Source organism: Enterobacter sp. WP_7_1 (assembly GCF_003688535.1).
Taxonomy (GTDB): Bacteria; Pseudomonadota; Gammaproteobacteria; order Enterobacterales; family Enterobacteriaceae; genus Enterobacter; species Enterobacter asburiae.
The window spans coordinates 85024-104687 of record NZ_REFK01000008.1; the positions used below are offsets into that span (position 1 = coordinate 85024).

The following is a 19664-nucleotide window of genomic DNA, read 5'->3' on the forward strand; positions in this document are numbered from 1 at the left end:
CGCCACGTCGATTATACCGGGCAGGTGCTATTTCTTACCAGGTATATCCACGCTTTATTCTGCTTAGCGCCTGAAATATCTCACGTATCCCCATCCCGCGATCACTACGCCCGTGACAAGCGCAAGATTAGGCAGAATCACGTCCCCGGCACTTACAAATACGGCATCAGAATTACCTTGCCCCCAGAATGCCAGCTTGTACCCGACACCCCAGACAAAGAAGATAATCCCGGCACTCAGAACGACGTATTTCATTACGCCGAGCAGGATTTCATCTAACCAGCCAGGCGGATCACGCCATGTGATGACCACAGCTATTAGTGTGAGGATGAGCTGGCCTGCATAATATCCAGGCGTACCATGCCATTCTGGCGCAACATGCTTAACGATTACATAGAACGGCACGTTCAGTAAGATAACGAGTAACCAGTACCTCATAATTCTGCTTTCCTTATATGTTCCGTCTGAGCAGTCAGACAGCATTGTATCTGACTCACCGGACGGACTTACCATCAAAATACGCCGGACGCGCTGCCAGCTCACGCTCGATTAACTCATCGGCAAACAAAGGGGCAACACGGTTAATACGTGCCTGCATATTGCGCCTTCTCACTGCGGCTTTCCGTTCATCGCTCCAGCGCTGGAGCTGTTTCTGACCGAGAAAATCCACGCATACAGCGTAACCTGAGCCAGCAACCCAGCGCGACATCACCTCTTCAGGTGCCGCCTGCCCTGCTTCCACGACAACTGAAACCAGCTCCAGTGGGCCAGGGCAGGGCTTGTGTGGCAATTTCCAGCGCAGGGAATAGCGCCACTTCATACACCGCTCCGATCAGCCAGCTTATTTGGCACCTGCCAGCGTTCAGCAACACGAACATGCTCAGGTGTTTCCCGCACGATAAACGGGATTTCGTACATCACTGTATACAGCGGCTCACCGCTGATGCGAAGCCAGTCAAGTTCCTTCAGCGACGCGAACCGCGACTGCCAGCGCCAGAACGGTCCGGCAAGCTCTGCCGCGTCAAACTCGTCGCTCCACCGGGTGTACCAGGTGCAGACGGTTTCCGGTGACTGAAAATTCAGGTCGATTTTCGCCTGCTCCAGCAGGTTCTGGCGCAGTTTCCAGCGCTGTTCGTACTCGCGGGACTGGCGGCGCAGCTGGCGCGTGGTCTTAATGCCGGACCTGTGCAGCCGTCGACCCGTGCGGGTGTGCATGACTTCAGGAAACAGTTCGGCCTGTACGTCAATCGTGAGCGGCAGCGGGCAGGCTTCGCCACTGGTGGCGATCATCGTGTTAAGCGCCTCCTCGACCTGTTTCAGGTTTGAATGACGGTTATTTGGCACCCAGTGCAGGCCAGGTATTTTATTGGCCACCGTGGCGTTGAGACGTCCGCTACCCGTGAGAAGGCGCAGAAAGGTACGGACATACGGCATGGCGGGCAACCGTGCGCCGCGTTCGCGGGCAGACTCAACATGGCTGATAGCCTGTATTGCAGCCTGACGGGCGGGCTTCAGGGAAACGAGCGCGTGTGAGGACGGGATCATGCTGTCACCTCCACATTCATCAGCTTCACCACGGTGCTGGCAGTGCAGTTAAAGCGGCGCATACCTGCCAGCTGCGCGACCAGCTGGTTTATCCGATCAGGCTGGAGCGTGTCGCTCTGGTAAAGGGTACGCACCACGTCACCGCCGGAGGATAGCAGCACCAGAAGCCAGTACGGCGAGACTTCGCCGGGGCTGCACACGCACAGATGCCAGTCATCACTGCCGTCCGCGCTGAAGCGGCACTGGACGGGGAAGAAGCCGCCGAACTCGCTGCGGAACTCGGTGCAGACGCGCCATCCTTCAGGTGTCGACAGGAGGCCGGTCACGGCATCGCTGAGGGCGCGGCGCGCGTCCTCGCCCTGCTGACGGATAAACTCCAGGTTGGATGCGGTCAGGGTGTTGATTCGGTTCAGGTCATATTGCATGGTCATGTCTGTTCCCGCCGCCCGAAGGCGGCGGCCTCCGGTATTAAGCAGCGTGGTCAGTGGTGTTAGCGTCGGTTTCGGTGGCTTCTTCAGCCCCAGCGGCTGGCGCTGTGCGCACCATCCAGTCAGGCAGCCAGCCCTGAGCATTCAGATCCTGCTCGGCGGCCTTCGCCGCATCGCGGCGCTTGAGCTTCACAACTTCACCCGCACGGGCGCTGAGTCCGGCTTCTTCATAGGCTTTGCCAATCTGGGAAATCGTGAGCTTGCCGAAGTAACTCTCAGCATCCGGCTGCCACCATTTGCGCAGGTCAAAGTCCAGCGCCGCTTCCAGCCCGTCCAGTTCGCTTTTCTGCGTATGGTTATACATACGTTCCTGAATACCGTTGATACCGTGTGCCGCGCAGAATCCCAGCAGGGTGTTCACCTGCTCTGCTGACCATGACAGCAGCCAGGTGAAATCGAGATGCCAGTTTTCGGGCAGCGTTGCCTGAAGCGCCTCTTTCTGTGCTTTGAGCGCCATCAGCGCCTTCCCTTCTTCACCGGATGGAGCCAGTGATGCAAGGTGATACTGATTCGAGGACACGGAGGCTTTCAGCGGTTCATTGCGCTTGCCGTGGGTGCGGTCAAAGAGCGCAAGACACAGCGTCCACGTCAGGAGTGCCACCGATACATCAGGGCGACCCGCCAGTTCTGCCTGAACGGCGAGAGTGCGCTCCGCAGACATGGCCTTAACCAGCGTTGCCGGATAGGCGTCAGCGGGAATGTCAGGCGTGGTGTATCTGATAACGTTCTTTTCACGTTCCTGACGCGCCTGTTCTTCTTCTGCCCGGTCTTCGTCGGTCAGCCTGCGGATACCAGGCTGAACCTGAAAACTGTCACCATCCCATGACACCCAGATACCGTGTGCGGCGCGAAATTCCGGCGTGGCTTCGCGGTACTCCGCCTCGCAGTAAATGTCATCGATCTGCTGCTGAAGCTCGTATTCGTCATCGTAGGTTTCAGTAGCTTCCATTTGTTCTTCCAGCTCACTGACACGCTTCTGTTCTGCATCCGTCAGGACAGCTTTCGGCATCGCAAAACGGTACTGTTCACCGTCCTCACCGCTGGCGAGCAGTTCCGTCATACGGAACTCAGCCCAGCCCCATCCCTGCTCCTGCTTAACGCGCGCGGCGAGCACGGTGAGCTTGCCAGCCAGCAGAGATTTCACCAGCGCCGCATCGGCAAAGGTGCTGTCTTTATCGCTGAACAAATCGGCGGTCAGCGTACCGCCAGCGGCGGTATAGGCTTCCTCGCCCACATACTCAAACATCGGGTGACTGATGGCCATCTTGTCGTCGGTCACCATTTTGCGCAGGGTCTGTACAGCAGGATCGCGCCACTGTACAACAGCCTCTTTCCAGACCTGCTCCTGACGCTCATGGGTATCAGCAAGCGTCAGGACTTCACACTGTTCAAGGGAGATTTCATCCCGCGCCAGCGCATCCAGCAGGGAGGGGGCAAGATTCGCCAGCTTCAGACAGCGCTGAACGTGGCGCGGGTGATAGCCCATCAGTGCGCCGATCTGAGAAGCCGTTTTACCTTCCTGCTGAAGGGTACGAAAACCGATAATCTGCTCGGCGGGATGCATGTTTTTACGTCGACCGTTCTCGATCATCGAGGCCGCCACCGCCATCTCCACGGGCAGGACTTTCACGGGAACAAACGGCGTGTCTGCATCGAGCACACCGCGCATCACCAGAATGCCTGTGCCTCTTCGGCGACCTTCCCCGCCGACAATGCCGATCGTACCGTCCGGCAGTTCTGCACCGATCAGGTTTTGCAGGATGCCCATTGCCTGAATGCTGTCTGCCATCTCTTCCACTTCCCGATCGGTATGCGGAATGATGCGCGTGTTTAAGTCAGTGCGTGACAGGCGGGAGTACGGGAAGATTTGCACGGGCGTATCAGCGAGCAGCTGGACGAGCTTCTGCTCGGTAGACTGCGCGATTTTTTCCGCAGATTTTGCCTTAGGGGTGGTCCTGGCTGGTTTTTTTGCCGTAATATTGGTGGCGACCATGATTTTTACCTCTCAGTGATAGTTGTGGTTAGCCGTGGCCGGATTGCCCTCCGGTCACGGCACTCGGTTAACCGGTAATGCGATTCGGGTGTGCTGCCAGTGCTGCAAAGGACGGATAGCCATCAAGAACCTGCATCATGACTTTTGCCCCTTCCAGCATCGCTTTATCCGTTACGCTGGCGCTGTTTTCACATACGTTGATCGTTGCCACGATCCCCGATTTCACATCTGAAAAACGCTCATACATGCGGTTGCTGAACAGGACTCGTTTGCCTCCTGCCATCACCTGCCAGTTGTTGCAGTCGTTAAATCGGGTGTCCACGTTGTCAAACTCGACCACGTGGGTGTCGCTGGCCTGAATGCGCAGCAGCTTCACGATTTCGGTGCTCTGCCCGACCTTACGGGTCGCCGGACGGGTGTTAAGGTTCTGCATGTTTCCTCCTTCTCTGGGTTAAGGCCGGACATCCGGCCTCCGGTTAAAACTGCACGTATTGCAGGTTGCGTTTCAGTTCAAAAAGAAAATCCGGCTCAAACGACCAGGCGCGCCAGTTAAGCGTTCCGTTGGTACGGATCTCCACCTGAACGTCGCCGTACCGGGACACATCGGACAGGGTGATGGTGACCCCCGCTTTCAGCGAAGTGGCCTGAGCCACCCACTCCCGTGCGACAGAAACAGGGTTTTGTTCTTCCCCCATCTTCCTGGAAGATTCCTGAGCGGCGGTTTTGACGTTGACGTTTCGTGTGTGCATCCTGGTTTTCTCCTGTGGTGATGGTTGTCCATCTCCCTGGTGAGTTCTCTCGCGGCAAAGGGCAAAGGAGCAACGGCAGGGCGGCAGGAGAAGGGCGGAGACGAAAGTTTTTGCGGCACGCAAAAAGTTTTGGCGGAGTGCATTTCACCCTTCGGATGACGAACTGACGGTGCTACGACAAGCCCTCCGCGTGAGGACGCACGGGGGATGGCCTCACCGGGGAAACAGGATGCACACACCCGACACGGCGGAACGGCGTGGCGCCATTAAAGCGACGGCATCAGCCGGCGCGGTGAAGGCGTTCCGGACGGCACGGCCGGAGAAGCCGCAGCCTTTGACCTTAGCCATCAGACCCTAGCGTCAGCCCGAAACCCGGAGGGGTTCGGCGGAGCCCGGCGGGTGCGCAGCGGCCGCCCTGGCGGAGTGGGGCTCGACGACCGGGCAGCAACGCTGGCCGGGAGCCGAAGGGGGCCATAAGCGGGATAATTAAGATAATTTCTGAGGATTTGCTGATCGGGTTTCAGAGCTGGCGACCATGCCACGCCACGCCACGCCACGCCACGCCACGCCACGCCACGCCACGCCACGCCACGCCACGCCACGCCACGCAGGACCGTGTCTGAGTCAAATTCCCCTCGCAACTTTTTCAGGGCCGAGCTTTGTGCATACAGGGGCGGAGTAAGGCAGCGCCGCAGGCGCTGTCCTTTCCGCCCGTCAGCCCGAAGGGATGACAGGGTTTTCGCGCGCGAACAGGCGGCGCATATGCCCCGCCCGTCCTGTTACTGACCGTCTCCCTTCCCGCCCTGAAGGATGAAGTGGCCGCAGAGGTACACTGCGCACTGGCGGGTCGCCGATTCGCAGATCTCTTCCATCACTTTTGCCGTGGTTACGGGGCTGAGTCCGGATTCACGACGTCGCTCGTTGATGAGCGTTTTGTACTGGCGCAATATGGAACGGGTTTCAGTTGAAAGCTGCATGGTGTTCTCCTTTAATCGGGCGGCATTGCCGCCCGTGGTCAGTCAGTCAAGGGCACGCCAGATAGTGGCGCTTTCCGGATGGGTATCAGCAAATGCCATAAGCTGCTCATAACGGCGGCAGAAGTGGCGACACAGCTCCTCATGGTCATGGTTACTGTGGTGCCAGCTCCGGTGATTCAGTACCAGCGCCGTGAGGATGATCCCCGCCACTTCCCCGCTGACAGTCTGCTCAAACCAGTTCTCCGGATTGCACAGGGTCAGACTATCCACGTCAGGCGCCATATATCCGCCCCCGTCCGGCAGCCGGTAAAACTGCCAGAATCCCCCCTGATACTCCGGGCAGTAACGCTGGGCGTAGGCGTACACGGATGCCTCGGACGTCATAAAATCGCCGCCAAACAAATCAGGCAGGAAAGTCAGGCGTTGCGCCCCCTCAAGACGAACGGCATCACAACAGGTCACGGTCTGGTTCATAGATCCTCCACGGTTAACATATTCTCGGTTCCGGCATCGCCGTGACGACACGACAGACCGGCGAAAAGCGGAGGACACAGGGGCGACGCCGCAAGCCGCAGCGCAAAGCCTTCACGGGCTGAATGCACCGTGAAGGGTGCGAACGGGTGAGGACGGAGGCGTCAGCGAACCCTTGTGGCCGATGCGGCCGGGCTACAGTGAAGTCACGGCGCATGCCGTCACCGCACGGAGCTTCAGGGGAGTTTCATTGTCCCGACGCGGCCCGGAGGGCGGCGGCGGATAAAAGCGGAAGGCACTGACATCCTTGTATTATCGGCTATACAGAATGAGTTAATTCTCTACGTTAACGACCATGTTCAGGGCAAAGCAGGCCGGTGACATCCTGTGGCTAACAAGCCAGTGAATAAGATAACTACCGCTTTGCCTTTCATTCAGTGAATGACCGAAGGGTATCTAAGGCCCCGCACACCGGTGAGCCTGTATTTGCAAGGTAGGTCAGTGCTGAACTCAATGAGGAAAGGTTATGACTGTTTATCTTGGTATCGATATCGCCAGCAAGAAATTTGATGTAGCAGAACTCAGTGACGGAAATTACCGATGCAGAGCTTTTGCAAACACTTCTGCCGGGTTCTTGGCTTTTTACAAGTGGCTCAGTACAGAGAACAAGCAGGACATTCACGCATGCTTAGAGGCAACTGGTGACTACGGCACGGGGCTCGCAACCTTTCTGTATGAAAGGAACTTAAAGGTCAGTGTTGTGAATCCTGCTCGTATTAAGGGATACGGCGCATCCGAGCTTTCGCGCACTAAAACTGACAGGGCAGACTCAAAACTGATTGCCCGCTTCTGCAAAGCATCCAATCCTGAGAGATGGAAACCGATGCCTGCACCAGTGAGAAAGTTGCAGGCCCTCGTTCGTCGTATCAGCGCGCTCAATGGCATGTTAAGAATGGAGTGCAACCGTCGTGAGAATGCTGACGCAAATATTCAGGCTTCTCTCGATCGCATCATTAACCAATTGAAAAAGGAAATCGAGGCCGTCCGTCAGGAGTTATACGCTCATGTAAGGAGCCATGACGAGCTGAAAAAGCAGGACGAGCTAATACAGTCAGTTCCAGGTATAGGAGCTATATCAAGCCATCTCATCCTATCGTTCATATCTGGTAAAGAATTCAGGAAAGCTAAGGAAGTAACTGCGTATTTAGGTCTAAATCCTCGTCATCATCAATCAGGTAGCTCTGTCAGAGGTAAGACGCGCATGTCAAAAATGGGAGACGCGCGACTAAGAAGTGCCCTATATATGCCAGCTCTGACTGCATTGAAGCATAACCCCGACATTAAGGCATTCGGGCAACGTTTGTTGCTTGCAGGCAAACCGAGAATGCTCGTCGTCGGAGCCGTCATGCGGAAGCTAATCCATATAGTCTTCGGGGTACTAAAGTCAAATATAGCGTTCAGTTCACGTATAGCTCTAGATTCTGTTACTACAAGCTGACTTAAAGAACTGACTGATGCAGGACAGGTTCAAATGTGCCTACTTCCATTTGGCCAACGGGCAGCTTTGTGCCAGGGGCGGACGTTGCTGATATCACGATGTATTAATCAACGAGTAGCAGGATACCTATCATAGTTTGTTATTTTTTAGGGATACAACTCCATCCGAATACGAGGTTGAACAAACCTGACCTGCTTATGCCCCTCGCCTGAGGGGTTGTTTCTGGTTATAACTTCGTTCTATTTTGTCGACGCATGTTTTCTACAGCCAATACAAAGTCTGCATTGGTAACGTTCTCCTGCCAACGAGACCAAAAATCTATTGTTGCACTTAACGGTTTTTCTGTTGGAGGGTCAACTTTAATTCTGCTTGGTAGAAGTACTGAGTCACCGACAACCATAGCTTCCCCGACATCCATGATGGGTAATGCCTCCAATAGGCTCTCTAGGCTTTCTGGCAGTAATTTTCGTACAGTTGCCTGGTCATCCGCATTTGTTAAACGCAGTGAAATAATGTTGTTACACTGACTCAGAATAGTTGTACTTACATCTGAAGGTCTTTGGCTTACAATCATTAATGCAACGCCATATTTCCGGCCCTCTTTAGCGATTTTTTCAAATGCTTCAACGGCTCTGCGTTCAACTGGATTGCCTTCTTTTTTTGGCAAGTATAGGTGAGCTTCATCACAGACAAATGCAATTGGTCTGCGATCTGTCGGATCAGTCCAGAATTGAACTTGATAAATGATACGGGCAACCAACCCAATGATTACTGGTAGTATATCGGCCGGAACTTCTGAGAAGTCGATTACTTTAATACTCTTTTTTTGAATACCAAAACCCATCAGCTTTTCGGCAATCATACTCAACGAACTGTACTGATTGTATTTTTCCGGACTATTGAAAAGAAATCCATAACGTCGATCTTGCAAGCGACTAGCCATACGGACTAGCAATCTAGAAAACTCACCATTAAAAGGGCCATTTTTTTCCTTTCCAGCTTGCGCCCCCGGAACCCTTTCTTCATTTAAAAACCTTAACTTTTCAATGACATTATCGAGAGAAAAGGGAATTGGACTGTCAAGTGTAAAAGACTGCAACAGATCGGTTCGTTCATTCGCTAGTAGGAAAGATTTCTTTTGCTCTGTAATCGCATCTTGCACAACCACAACTTGGTTATGTGCACTGAACTCACTTCGGTCAACGAATAATGACTGAATCTCTTCCGAATTGAGCAACCAATAAGGTAGGAAGAGGAGTGAGTCATCATCTGTATCAACCTCATCCGGCCCTGGTATTCTCATTTGTTTGGCATAGGAAAGTTCTTTGTACTCACCGTGCAAGTCGAATACAACGAGGTTTGAAGATGGCAGTTTCGAGCTCCTTTCCAGAATCGAAGCAACCGTCCATGATTTACCAGATCCCGTACTACCAAGTAGAGCGGCATGCCGCTGGAACAATTTATTGCCATCAACATAAGCACGTGCATTTTCATTGAGCTTATAAGAGCCCAGTTCCAGTGAGTGCTCTCCATCGCCACATTCAGAAATCACACGCATGAATTCTTCGAGGTGGGCGTCTTTAAGTACGTAACAGGTTGAGTCGATTTCCGGGACGTGATCTAGAGACCTTGAAAACTTATACTTTTGCTCAATTGCGTCCCATCGGGTCCCGCCCATTAACGTAATCTTGACTGTGTTGATAACACTATCTTCAAATGCGTCTATCTCGTCCGCATCATCTTCTTGCACTTCCTGGGTAAGGGGCTGAGCAACTACTGCTTTGATTACTTTATCAATCATGCCAATGAGCCAACATTCTGTTGCTCCGCTTAGTTGCACTGTTACAAGTTGTCCAACTCTGGCCTTACGCAGATCCTTGTCACTATTTACAAGTATGGTTACTTTTCTGGTGTCTACCTCACGAATATTGCCAAGTATGTAGCTGTCGTCATTTAAAGTAAAAAGAGCCATATTACCCCCCTAAAAACTCGTTAGCGAAAGCGTCAAAACGCCATAATTCCTTGTCATCTAAATGCAGCCAGTTTTCAAACTTTGAATTGTAGATTCTGCTTTTATCTGAATTTGTCTGTTTGCAGATAAGCCACATATTTTGGCATTTATCTAACCATTCCTCGACTCTTGAGTTTGAATCCCGAGTAATAACCAACGCACGGCACTGATCTTGTTCGAGTTTTTGTCTAAATGCGTTATTTACAAGTTGGGAATCGTTAAAGCCAAATCCTAAAAACAGAAAACAGGTATGGTTTCCAACAGCATTATCATATTCAGCCAACTGGGCCCTGTCTTTATGCAATCGCTGATATTTGGCTGTGCCAGGAGTGATCATCGCTCGCACAACGCCTTCAGGTTTGTTGAGAATCCAGCTATTACACTCAATAAGGTGATTTTCCCATTCAAACGTATTTAATGAACCATGTGGTTTGTGTAGTCGAACATGTTTACATTCAACGATTCTTGATGGCTGTCTCGGCTTGCCTAAGCCTTTATGAATAGATTGAACTGCTTTTTTTGCTTCACTCCAGTCATAACGTTGAAGAAAGCCGCCATAAAACCCCGTAATATATGGAATCTTATATCGAATAAAGGCGTACTCAGCTAATAAATCGTAATTAGGCGTTGCGACGTGAAGTTGTTTATCGGCCTGTGGCAGAGTCTCAACGAGCTTTTTCAGTAGTGAACCAGCAGGCCAATCGCGTAATCCTGAAATGATTTGATGGGCGTGAATGTTATCATGATGTGCAACAAAGCTTGCAGTTAGCTCGACTATTCGAGTGGTCAGAGCCTCATCCTTGATGAAGTCCATAGCAGATTCAAAATCATGGCTCCCCCCATCAAGTGCAGAGATAACTTGCTGCCATTGTTGTTCCTGGGTATCCGTCATACCACTGATCAATTCGGCTCGAAGGTGGCGCTCTAATGCTGGCATCCCAAAATTTAGATCAAGTGCACATGAAGTTCCTGTGCCAAATAAAACAAACGGCTTCTCAGTAAAAAACTCTGCAATCGCTTGATATGCAGATTCTTTTGTCAACTCCATGTTCCCCCCACTTAAAACATCAAATTTCAGTGTTTACCACCTAACTTCTGCAGCATTAGTACTTTATTCTCTTGCTTTAATGCTTCAAGTTTTTATTGCGGAGCAATAATCTAGAACACTCATTTGTAGAGCTATATCAAGTTTCTGCCAATCGTAGGTTTCGCTCCGCGTAAAACATCTTTTAGATCGTCATTGAGACAAATGGATGTTATGGCAGCAAGAATGTCCCCTGTATTAATGTTTGGCCCACAGTCAAACCTACTCCCACTAATGAACAAATCGTAATGTTAGTAATGCTTCCGTTAGTTGTGGGGAGCATTGTCGATGTCCGCAGTTCGTTCAAAGCTGACCTTCACATGCACTCCCGACTAGATTGAATCCTTTTGGCCCCAATAGAAGGTTGCTAATTAAGAGGGTATCTTATTCGCTGTGGATGGCCACCGGTTGCCGGGGCGTTACCCCGGCTTTCTCTCAGGCGGCCAGCGCCTCCTGTAGTGCGCGAACGTTATTCAGCTCATCCCTGACGGATTCAGGCTCCCGCCGCCCGGCTTCCCAGGCCATACCGATCCGGTTTTCCAGCTCGCATTCATAGTTACGCAGGACGCGGGACAGAAGTACCGCCGGAACACTCACCTGATGGTTTGCCGCCTCCCGCTGACGGGTCAGGAGATCGCTGATAGTCTGATGATTTACCCCTTCCTGGCGGTATTGCGTCATTTTCATTTCGCCGAGGGCCTTCATCACCTCCCGGATTTCAGCCCCGTCCGGTTCTGGCTGGGCTTCACGGCAGGCTACGCTAATCCCCTCCTCCGTCCAGACCAGCAGGACCAGGGGTTCGTCAGCCGTGAACATGTTTTCAAGCTGTACACAAAGTTCTTCGCGGATTCCGTACATCGTTTTTTCTCTCTTGCTAGGGGGTTACAGGCCGGGCCTCAGCCCGGCAGGGTCAGTCAGTCCTGAAAGGTTTCGTCCAGCACCAGGGCTTCACGGTAGGCTTCCAGAAGCAGGGTGTTGATCCGGCGCAGGGTCTGCGCAGCCATACGTTCGGTAAGCGTTGCCGCGTCGTGCCGGTGCTGCGATTCGAGGCGGTTCAGCAGCATCCGCACGTCACACATGGCATTGCTGAGCGCGGCCACGTCCGCGCGCAGGTGTTCAAGGCCCGGGTAGTTCATGCCGCCTCCGGATAGTCGGGATAAAACGCACCGTCATTGGCCGCCGGCATCCTTCTCGCCCGCTCAACCTGCGCCAGGCGGCGAACGCCGGCGGCGTGGTACTGCTCAAGCATCTCAATCCCGATATAGCGGCGGCTGGCTTCGGCGGCGGCCACGCAGGTGGAGCCGCTGCCGGCGAACGGGTCAAGGACAATGGCCCCCGGATGCGTGAGCGATTCAATCAGCGGTCGCAGGCTCTGCACCGGCTTCTCCGTCGGGTGGTGTCGGTTGCCCGTGTATTTCCAGGGGATCACGTCCGGAATGGGACGGTCCGGGGTTTGCGGCCTCCCCTTCGCCAGCAGGTAGGCGCTCTCATGGGTGTAACCCACGAACGTCGATTTTGAGGCGTAGGACTTGGCGAAGACGATATGGCCAACCACCCGGAAACCGGCCGCTTTCCACGCATTCAGAAACAGATCCGCGCGGTTCCAGGCATAGAAGCTCACCATAAGGCTGTCGTTTTTCAGCACGCGGTACATTTCATGACAGGCGGGCTGGAGCCATTCTGCTGAGTTGTCCCCGGCCAGGGTGCGCCCGGTACGGTCTTTATAGCCAACCAGATACGGCGGATCGGTAAGAATAAAATCGACGGCACGCGCCGGGAAACGGGACATCACCTGCACGCAGTCACCCAGAATAAAACGGGACATAGACACACTCCTCTCTGATATGCGGCACCCTCTTGCGCCGTGCCGCCACAAAAACCCGGCTCTGAGCGGAGGGCGCAGGGGCGACGCCGCAAGCCGCAGCGCAAGCCTTTCACGGGCTGAATGCGCCGTGAAAGGTGCGAACGGGTGAGGACGGAGACAACGTGAACCCTTGCGACCGCAGCGGCCGGGTTAGCGTGAAGGCACGGCGTTGAACACGCCGCCGGCTGGCGGCAATAAGGCGGAGGGAACCGACATCCTTCGGTGCCGGTTCTGGTAGCTGATGAGTCAGGCAGGGTATGGCAGAATGCACACTGATAATGGATTCGCGCCGTTATCTTACATGTGTGCCTTTGATTTCAGGACGTCCCCGACCGGAGACGTCCTTTTTTTCAGTCGGATATATGGCAGGTGAAAAAAAGCAGCGATTGTGCAATTATCTGTGCCGAAAACATCTGATGGGTTTTCACTTAAAACGAATATGACACATTTGAGGACGCTCTTTTCCCGGAAAGCGTCCTGCGTTTTTCGTCAGCGCCCCTTCACTCCGTCAATGGCAATCTGCAGCGTGTCCCAGTTAAATCCGATTCCGGCATCATGGCTTCGGTCGCAGGTACGCATTGCTTCTGCAATTTTCTCTTCAGACAGACTGTCATCAAGTGAAAGAAAATCATCTGCCAGCCAGAATGTCCCCAGACACAGTGCATCCGGTGGGTACTGCTTCAGCCTGGCCATGAGTCCTGCCACCGTCACATCATCCCGGCAGGCTGAAACAGGCGGCAGCACGCGATCGGCGATGTCATTCCAGCACCAGTCATCCTCCTCCGGCACCGCTTCATGAAGGGTCTGTAATTCCACGCCCGGGAGCTGGGAAAGCTGCTCCCGGATTTCACCCAGGCACAGTCGTTCACTGCTGGCATCCTCGCTCCCCAGGTAGTGGTTGTTGATATACACGGCAAATTCGCCGTTATTCAGTTCAATACAGGTCAGTCTGAACATGGTTGTGTCCTCAGCATCCGGCACCCTCTTGCGCCGTGCCGCCACAAAAACCCGGCGAAAAGCGGAAGACGCCAGGGCGACGCCGAAGCCGCAGCGCAAGCCCTTCACGGGCTGAATGCACCGTGCAGGGCGCGAACGGGTGAGGACGGAGGCGACAGCTTCCCTGGAGGCAGAAGCGGCCGGGTTAGCGTGAAGGCACGGCGGGTAATTTTTACGGCTTAAGTAAAGCGGAGGAAAATTAAGCGTTTAGTTTTGACGGCAGGGATGTGATGTCACCCTGCCATTTTTTTAGCCCTGAAGTATCACGAGGATTTAACGCGCAGGAGCTGCCCCCATACGCCTCAGAGCATCCTGCACTTCCCGCAGTCCAAAAATATCTTCCGGCGGCTGCTCCTTTCCGGCCAGACTACAGACCGTAAAGACGGCATTTGATGCGGCTAATCTCTCACGGTGCAGCGCCTGCAGTGCCACAACGACCAGCGTGCGTTCGTCTCCTGACAGGTCTTCAAGCTTCATACCGTTTCCTTCAGGTTAATGTTCATATTCATCCCCGTCCCTTTGGTTTTTTCTCGTCAAACGCCAGGAGAACCCCGAGGCCGATCAGTGAGGCGTAGCAGACCTGCATCGCGATTGTCACCGGCAGGGAGATGTTATCAGCCAGAACGCCGGGAACCACAACGGCCACGCCTGCCAGTATCATTCCCCTGCCGGTCTTTTTGACCAGTTCCGGCCACTGAGATTCAGGCACATTCCGGGCACGCAGAAAGTTATGAATGCACTGCTCTGCCTTTTGTTTAATCACTGACATGTTCTAGTCTCCGAATGCCCGTCGCATATTTTTCTTTATCCTGGTCGCATCACCGGTTGCCGGTGCGGCAGGCTCTGCTGGTTTCTCCGGTACTGCAGCCTTACTCGCGACAGCTGTACCGGCCATCTGCTGAACCAGAACCTGCAGCTCGCTGACCGTGCCGGGCGGTACCGGCATGCTGGCCAGCAGACGCGGCAGCTCCGGTGCGGTCGTGTGCAGGGCCAGACCGGTGATAATCAGGTTTCTCAGCAGCTCTCCACGCAGGCGCGATGACACCCCCGTCAGCACACGCTCAACCCGTTCACTGCTACGGTCATCCTGAAGCGTCAGGGTGTAACGCCGGCGCTGATATTTCGTCTCCGGTGACATGGCCAGCGCGGCCACACCGCCATCCGGCTCATCAGGAAGTCCGGAAAGTGAAGACCAGGTGCCGGAGACCAGGGCCATCACGGCACAAAGCCGGATGGCGCTCAGCTGCCCGTCAAAGAACACCGGGATCAGTGCCGGTAAACGGGCATCCGTCTGGTACATCACCGCCCCGGCGGTGGCTGCGGTCCGGATGAAGTCTCCGCGCAGGGGCTGTGAGATGGTGCTGATGGTCGCCATCGCTGCGATGTCGGTGCGATCGTCGCTGTGCAGATAGAAAGAATACAGGCCGTCCGGCACGTTTAGTCCTCTTTGTTGTAAAGGGCAATCTCTCTGGCCAGCGCCAGCTGCGGATCGCCTATAACCTCGATACGGTCAGGAGCCAGAGGCCAGGCCTGACGGACAGCCTCTTCAATGAGGGATGCCCCTCCCCCGACCAGGAATACCCGGTTAACGTTCCTGAAGGCCGTCAGCTCACTGGTGACGCGCGCGCCCAGGGAGGTGATGGCCTCTGTAATTTTGCTCAGGACATCGTCAATTTTACCGGCATCGTTGATCACACGCTGCAGATACTGACGATCATTGCGGTTGCGGACGACCGTGTCAGCAATGAGCGCGCTGGTTTCACTGTCTGCAGCGCGCAGTGCGCCTGCAGCTGCTCGGGTGACCTGTGACACGCCAACAGACGGATTACCATGCACCGCACTGATATCATCAAACTGTCCGACAATCACGCCGGCATCGAGCGTGGTCCCGCCGAGATCGATAATCAGGGTGGTTTCCGCAGGTCCGGGCTTCAGCTCCGCGAGACGGGAGAACGCTGCCGGCAGTGACTCCGGCATCACCTTCACGTCCGTTACGGTAAATACCCTGCCCTTATTCAGGACCAGCTCACGCATCAGGTTTTCCCGTTTGCGTCGGATATTTTCCTCGTTCCGCTGGCAGTCCCCGTCGTAATACTCGCTCAGGGGCAGCGTCACGGTCAGGCTCACCGGCTGCGGCTCAAGTCCGCTGTTCAGCAGCGCATGATGCACGGCCAGCAGGTTGAGATCACCGTACTGATATTCCACGTTTGTGGTCGGAATGGCATCCCGGCTGACGCTGTCCCAGGTGTATTTCAGCGTGCCCACCTGATAGTTAAACGTTGCAGCACTGAATTCCGCCACTTTCCAGCCATGCCGGAAGGAGTTAGCAGAGACCCGGGTCTGCAGCTCGTTTCCTTCAAACCATGCCAGCTTAACATTAGTTGAACCATCATCGCAGTAAATATTCATCATTATGCTCCGTCAATTAAACTCAATTTGATACATATTATAAGAGCAGAATGGAAAAATAAAAGGCTTATTTCTCATTATGAGTAATTTAAGATAACCAAAATGATATAGAAGAACATTTTGAGTAGCTTAGGTTACTCACACGGCACATTGAGCAGGTGATCTGGATTATCCTCACGCTGTTAAATATACTGTATGCATAACCAGTATATTTAAACGTCAGGAGGAAAGATGAAACTGCAGCTTTTCAGCACCGGGAAAGCACTCCCGCCACAGGCCCATCCGTTGTTTGCCGACCTGGCCAGCTGCGGTTTTCCCAGCCCTGCCGCTGACTATGTCGAGTCCGACCTGGATCTCCATGATTACTGCATACGGCATCCGAGCGCGACTTACTACCTGCGTGCCAGCGGTGACAGCATGTCCGACGGCAGTCTTTACAATGGCGATCTGCTTGTTGTGGACAGTGCAGAGAAGCCCCGGCACGGCGATATTGTTGTGGCCAGCGTGCAGGGGGAGTTTACGGTTAAACGGCTTCTGCTCACGCCACGACTCACGCTGCAACCCATGAACGCGGCCTGGTCGCCGATTTACCCCGACCCGGACGATCTGGATATCTTTGGCGTCGTCACGCACATCATCCACCGCCCGAGGGAGATGTACTGATGTTTGCCCTGGCAGATGTGAACAGCTTTTATGCCAGCTGCGAACGTGTTTTCCGCCCGGATTTGAAAGGAAAGCCGGTTGTGGTGCTCAGTAATAACGATGGCTGCGTAATCGCAAGAAGTGCCGAGGCGAAGCCCTGGATCAAAATGGGCACGCCGTGGTTTCAGATGAAAAACGAAAGATACCCGGAAAAAATATACGCGTTCTCAAGCAACTATGAACTTTATGCCTCGATGTCAGCGCGAGTGATGAGCTGCCTGGAAGAGCTGGCCCCCAGGGTGGAACAGTATTCGATTGACGAGATGTTCCTCGACCTGACCGGCGTGGAGCACTGCATGGACCTGGAGGACTTCGGCCGACAGCTGCGCCAGCACGTGTATGACTGTACCCGTCTGACCATCGGAGTGGGCGCCGGATCGACGAAAACCCTTGCAAAATCAGCCCAGTGGGCCTCAAAGGAGTGGAAACAGTTTCGTGGTGTGCTCGCCCTGACCCGGGGAAATCCACAGCGAACGCGGAAACTGCTTTCACTGCAGCCGGTCGAAGAGATCTGGGGCGTGGGAAACCGTATTGCACGCAAGCTCAATGTTCTGGGCATCAAAACCGCGCTCGATCTGGCCCTGACGAACCCGGCCTTTATCCGGAAAAACTTCTCCGTCGTTCTCGAGCGAACAGTACGCGCCCTGAACGGGGAAAGCTGCATGTCGCTTGAGGAAGCCCCGCCAGTGAAACAGCAGATCGTCTGCAGCCGCAGTTTTGGAGAGAAAATCACGGAGTACGATTCGCTGCGGCAGGCTGTCTGTCAGTACGCAGAGAGGGCCTCAGAAAAGCTGCGGAAAGAGCGCCAGTATTGCCGGCATATCTCCGTATTCATCAAAACGTCCCCGTTCGCCGTTAAAGAGCCTTACTATGGCAACGTGGCTACCGAGAAACTGCTTACCCCTACTCAGGACACCCGAGACATCATTGCGGCCGCCACAACGGCTCTGGAGCGTATCTGGAAGGATGGCCACCGGTATGCCAAAGCCGGTGTGATGCTGAATGACTTCACCGGCTCCGGCGTTTCGCAGCTGCAGCTGTTCGACGAACGTCCGCCACGTCCTCACAGCACCGAGCTGATGAAGGTTCTCGATGGCATTAATCATTCCGGTCTGGGACAGGTCTGGTTTGCCGGACGAGGGATTGCGCCATCCTGGCAAATGAAACGCGACATGCTCTCCCCTGCGTACACCACCCGCTGGAAAGATATCCCCATAGCAAGGATCAGTTAAATTTCGCTTTTCAGAGAGAGCCAGTAGTGCTCGCCGCAGCCGAACGACAGGGCGAAGCCCGCGAGTGAGCGAGGAAGCACCAGGGAACTGCACGGATAATTTCTGCTTACGCTCGGTGTTAAATGGATACCCCACTCTGCTTTATCCACTTATCCACGGGCATATTTTTATAAAGTCTTTTTTAATTCTTTTTTCTTTATTTTACCCCTTTTAGGGAGCCTGAAAGCCGCGTGCAGCACGCCCTGAGAGGAGTTCATTATGGGCAACTGGTTAACATATTATGGGTAATTAATCACGTATCTGTGGGTTCCATAGCAACAAGCTATGGGATATGCATCAACAAGCTATGGGAAACAGGTCAAGTTTAGATCTCAACTATCCACTTGTGGATAAATTGCATATTTTCCCAGTGGATAAGTAACGCGATAGCTTGCAATTTCTGTTTTCACTGTCATTATGGGTGAATAATAATTTACCCATAGGTCTTGGAATGGATACTCAAGCACTCTTGCCAGCTACTAAAACGTTTAAAAAACGCGCCAGTATAAAGCAATCTAACGAATTGACCGAAGCCGCATATTACTTGCCTCTTCAGGCAAAACGTGTGCTGTGGTTATGCCTTATGCAGGCCTATTTCAACGACAGTCAGGATGATGATTCTGACGTATTACCTCTCTTCAAAATTAGCGTTTCCGATTACGTCAAATACTTCAATGTCGCTACGTCTGTCGCCAGTCGTGATGTAAAGGCTGGGGTAAATGCTTTGGGCGAATCAACGGTTACCTTCTATCCAAAAGAAGGTGAGTTTGAAGAAGTTAAACGTCCTTGGCTTGCTGAAGCAGGAATGAAGAGAGGCCGGGGTTCCTGGCAGATTGAGTTTAACTACAAGGTAATGCCATTCCTTGTTGGCTTAACCTCCCAGTTCACTACCTATTCTCTGTATGACTGCGGCCAGCTCAATAGTGTTCGTGTCATCCGGCTTTATGAAAGCCTGTGTCAGTTCCGGAGCACAGGTGTCTGGATCACCACACATGACTGGTTATGTGAAAGGTTTATGCTTCCAACCTCGCAGAAGAACAATATTGCGGAAATGAAACGTACCTTCCTGGAACCTGCGCTGAAGAAAATTAATGAGAAGACGCCCTTAAAGGTAAGTTATACAACCGAAGAAGATGGTCGCTTATTGTTTAATTTTCTTGATAAAAAACAATAATCTGAAATTTTTCCTATATCCCCCCCTGGTCTGTTTCTTACATTTGGGGGGATACTAAACTTGCTGTATTTCCCACATTACATGCCGAACTTGACCTATTTCCCACAGTTTGGGCTGCCCTCTAAGTTGACCTGTTTCCCACATTCCCTGCTGGCCTTAAAGTTGACCTCTTTCCCATAGTCCTGACTGCCCGCCAAGTTGACCTGTTTCCCACACTACCGGCTGGCCATAAAGTTGACCTGTTTCCCACAGTCCAGGCTGTCTGTGAAGTTGACCTGTTTCCCACATTCCGGGATGTCTGTGAAGTTGACCTGTTTCCCACAGCCTGGGATGTCTGTGAAGTTGACCTGTTTCCCACAGCCCGGGATGTCTGTGAAGTTGACCTGTTTCCCACAGCCCGGGATGTCTGTGAAGTTGACCTGTTTCCCACAG

24 protein-coding genes are annotated in these 19664 nt (G+C 53.4%); 4 read left to right on the forward strand and 20 right to left on the reverse strand.

Going from position 1 to position 19664, the window contains the following annotated elements:
- Positions 1-63: 63 nt before the first annotated feature.
- The 9 genes from BJ885_RS22125 to BJ885_RS22165 form a co-directional block, all read right to left on the reverse strand.
- On the reverse strand, positions 64-438 hold the full coding sequence (locus BJ885_RS22125) for a hypothetical protein (RefSeq protein ID WP_121932805.1): 375 nt from the start codon (positions 436-438) through the stop codon (positions 64-66).
- A 55-nt stretch (positions 439-493) separates the two neighbouring features.
- On the reverse strand, positions 494-820 hold the full coding sequence (locus tag BJ885_RS22130; RefSeq protein ID WP_029404096.1) for a hypothetical protein: 327 nt from the start codon (positions 818-820) through the stop codon (positions 494-496).
- The gene (locus BJ885_RS22135) at positions 817-1545 is read right to left on the reverse strand and encodes a plasmid SOS inhibition protein A (protein ID WP_029404097.1); all 729 of its coding nucleotides are present in this window, start codon (positions 1543-1545) and stop codon (positions 817-819) included. The genes BJ885_RS22130 and BJ885_RS22135 overlap by 4 nt, the downstream gene beginning before the upstream one ends.
- Positions 1542-1976: a conjugation system SOS inhibitor PsiB gene (psiB, locus tag BJ885_RS22140; protein WP_121932806.1), complete on the reverse strand. Its 435-nt coding sequence runs from the start codon at positions 1974-1976 to the stop codon at positions 1542-1544. The genes BJ885_RS22135 and psiB overlap by 4 nt, the downstream gene beginning before the upstream one ends.
- Before the next feature lie 37 nt (positions 1977-2013).
- On the reverse strand, positions 2014-4026 hold the full coding sequence (locus tag BJ885_RS22145) for a ParB N-terminal domain-containing protein (RefSeq protein WP_121932807.1): 2013 nt from the start codon (positions 4024-4026) through the stop codon (positions 2014-2016).
- Positions 4027-4093: 67 nt separating this feature from the next.
- Positions 4094-4459 carry a hypothetical protein gene (locus BJ885_RS22150; protein ID WP_121932808.1) on the reverse strand — a complete coding sequence of 122 codons (366 nt, stop codon included), beginning with the start codon at positions 4457-4459 and terminating at the stop codon, positions 4094-4096.
- Between the two features lie 43 nt (positions 4460-4502).
- Positions 4503-4775 carry a hypothetical protein gene (locus tag BJ885_RS22155; RefSeq protein WP_121932819.1) on the reverse strand — a complete coding sequence of 91 codons (273 nt, stop codon included), beginning with the start codon at positions 4773-4775 and terminating at the stop codon, positions 4503-4505.
- Between the two features lie 779 nt (positions 4776-5554).
- Positions 5555-5752: a hypothetical protein gene (locus BJ885_RS22160; RefSeq protein ID WP_102889977.1), complete on the reverse strand. Its 198-nt coding sequence runs from the start codon at positions 5750-5752 to the stop codon at positions 5555-5557.
- A gap of 42 nt (positions 5753-5794) precedes the next feature.
- The gene (locus BJ885_RS22165) at positions 5795-6226 is read right to left on the reverse strand and encodes an antirestriction protein (protein ID WP_023337957.1); all 432 of its coding nucleotides are present in this window, start codon (positions 6224-6226) and stop codon (positions 5795-5797) included.
- A gap of 523 nt (positions 6227-6749) precedes the next feature.
- Between BJ885_RS22165 and BJ885_RS22170 the strand changes: the two genes are divergently transcribed.
- Entirely contained in the window at positions 6750-7721 is a 972-nt protein-coding gene (locus BJ885_RS22170; protein WP_121932809.1) for an IS110 family transposase, read from the forward strand.
- Between the two features lie 226 nt (positions 7722-7947).
- Here BJ885_RS22170 and BJ885_RS22175 read toward each other — a convergent pair whose 3' ends face one another.
- The 10 genes from BJ885_RS22175 to parM form a co-directional block, all read right to left on the reverse strand.
- Positions 7948-9693 (reverse strand): ATP-binding protein, encoded by a 1746-nt coding sequence (locus tag BJ885_RS22175; RefSeq protein WP_121932810.1) that lies wholly within the window; start codon positions 9691-9693, stop codon positions 7948-7950.
- Position 9694: 1 nt separating this feature from the next.
- Positions 9695-10780: an SIR2 family protein gene (locus tag BJ885_RS22180; protein WP_121932811.1), complete on the reverse strand. Its 1086-nt coding sequence runs from the start codon at positions 10778-10780 to the stop codon at positions 9695-9697.
- Between the two features lie 471 nt (positions 10781-11251).
- Entirely contained in the window at positions 11252-11674 is a 423-nt protein-coding gene (locus BJ885_RS22185) for a DUF1380 family protein (protein WP_121932812.1), read from the reverse strand.
- Positions 11675-11730: 56 nt separating this feature from the next.
- The gene (locus BJ885_RS22190; RefSeq protein ID WP_013087144.1) at positions 11731-11952 is read right to left on the reverse strand and encodes a hypothetical protein; all 222 of its coding nucleotides are present in this window, start codon (positions 11950-11952) and stop codon (positions 11731-11733) included.
- Positions 11949-12641: a DNA methylase gene (locus BJ885_RS22195; RefSeq protein ID WP_023337959.1), complete on the reverse strand. Its 693-nt coding sequence runs from the start codon at positions 12639-12641 to the stop codon at positions 11949-11951. The genes BJ885_RS22190 and BJ885_RS22195 overlap by 4 nt, the downstream gene beginning before the upstream one ends.
- A 528-nt stretch (positions 12642-13169) precedes the next feature.
- Positions 13170-13637: a hypothetical protein gene (locus BJ885_RS22205; RefSeq protein WP_029403858.1), complete on the reverse strand. Its 468-nt coding sequence runs from the start codon at positions 13635-13637 to the stop codon at positions 13170-13172.
- Positions 13638-13949: 312 nt separating this feature from the next.
- Positions 13950-14153, reverse strand: coding sequence for a hypothetical protein (locus tag BJ885_RS22210; RefSeq protein WP_029403856.1), 204 nt, complete (start codon positions 14151-14153; stop codon positions 13950-13952).
- A 28-nt stretch (positions 14154-14181) separates the two neighbouring features.
- A complete protein-coding gene (locus tag BJ885_RS22215; protein ID WP_047650774.1) occupies positions 14182-14445 on the reverse strand; it encodes a hypothetical protein in 264 nt (87 codons plus the stop codon).
- A 3-nt stretch (positions 14446-14448) separates the two neighbouring features.
- Positions 14449-15111, reverse strand: a complete 663-nt coding sequence (locus BJ885_RS22220) for a plasmid partitioning/stability family protein (protein ID WP_029403854.1) — start codon at positions 15109-15111, stop codon at positions 14449-14451.
- 2 nt (positions 15112-15113) lie between these two features.
- Positions 15114-16085 carry a plasmid segregation protein ParM domain-containing protein gene (parM, locus tag BJ885_RS22225; RefSeq protein ID WP_121932813.1) on the reverse strand — a complete coding sequence of 324 codons (972 nt, stop codon included), beginning with the start codon at positions 16083-16085 and terminating at the stop codon, positions 15114-15116.
- Positions 16086-16316: 231 nt separating this feature from the next.
- On the opposite strand from parM, the gene umuD reads away from it, so the two are divergent.
- The 3 genes from umuD to BJ885_RS22240 all read left to right on the forward strand — a co-directional run bounded on the left by umuD (position 16317) and on the right by BJ885_RS22240 (position 19232).
- Positions 16317-16748, forward strand: coding sequence for a translesion error-prone DNA polymerase V autoproteolytic subunit (gene umuD / locus BJ885_RS22230; protein ID WP_045337362.1), 432 nt, complete (start codon positions 16317-16319; stop codon positions 16746-16748).
- A complete protein-coding gene (locus tag BJ885_RS22235) occupies positions 16748-18019 on the forward strand; it encodes a Y-family DNA polymerase (protein ID WP_121932814.1) in 1272 nt (423 codons plus the stop codon). The genes umuD and BJ885_RS22235 overlap by 1 nt, the downstream gene beginning before the upstream one ends.
- A gap of 490 nt (positions 18020-18509) precedes the next feature.
- Positions 18510-19232 (forward strand): replication initiation protein, encoded by a 723-nt coding sequence (locus BJ885_RS22240; protein ID WP_029403849.1) that lies wholly within the window; start codon positions 18510-18512, stop codon positions 19230-19232.
- Between the two features lie 215 nt (positions 19233-19447).
- Here BJ885_RS22240 and BJ885_RS23530 read toward each other — a convergent pair.
- A partial coding sequence (locus BJ885_RS23530; RefSeq protein ID WP_259467247.1) for a hypothetical protein occupies positions 19448-19664 on the reverse strand: 217 nt, incomplete at its 5' end.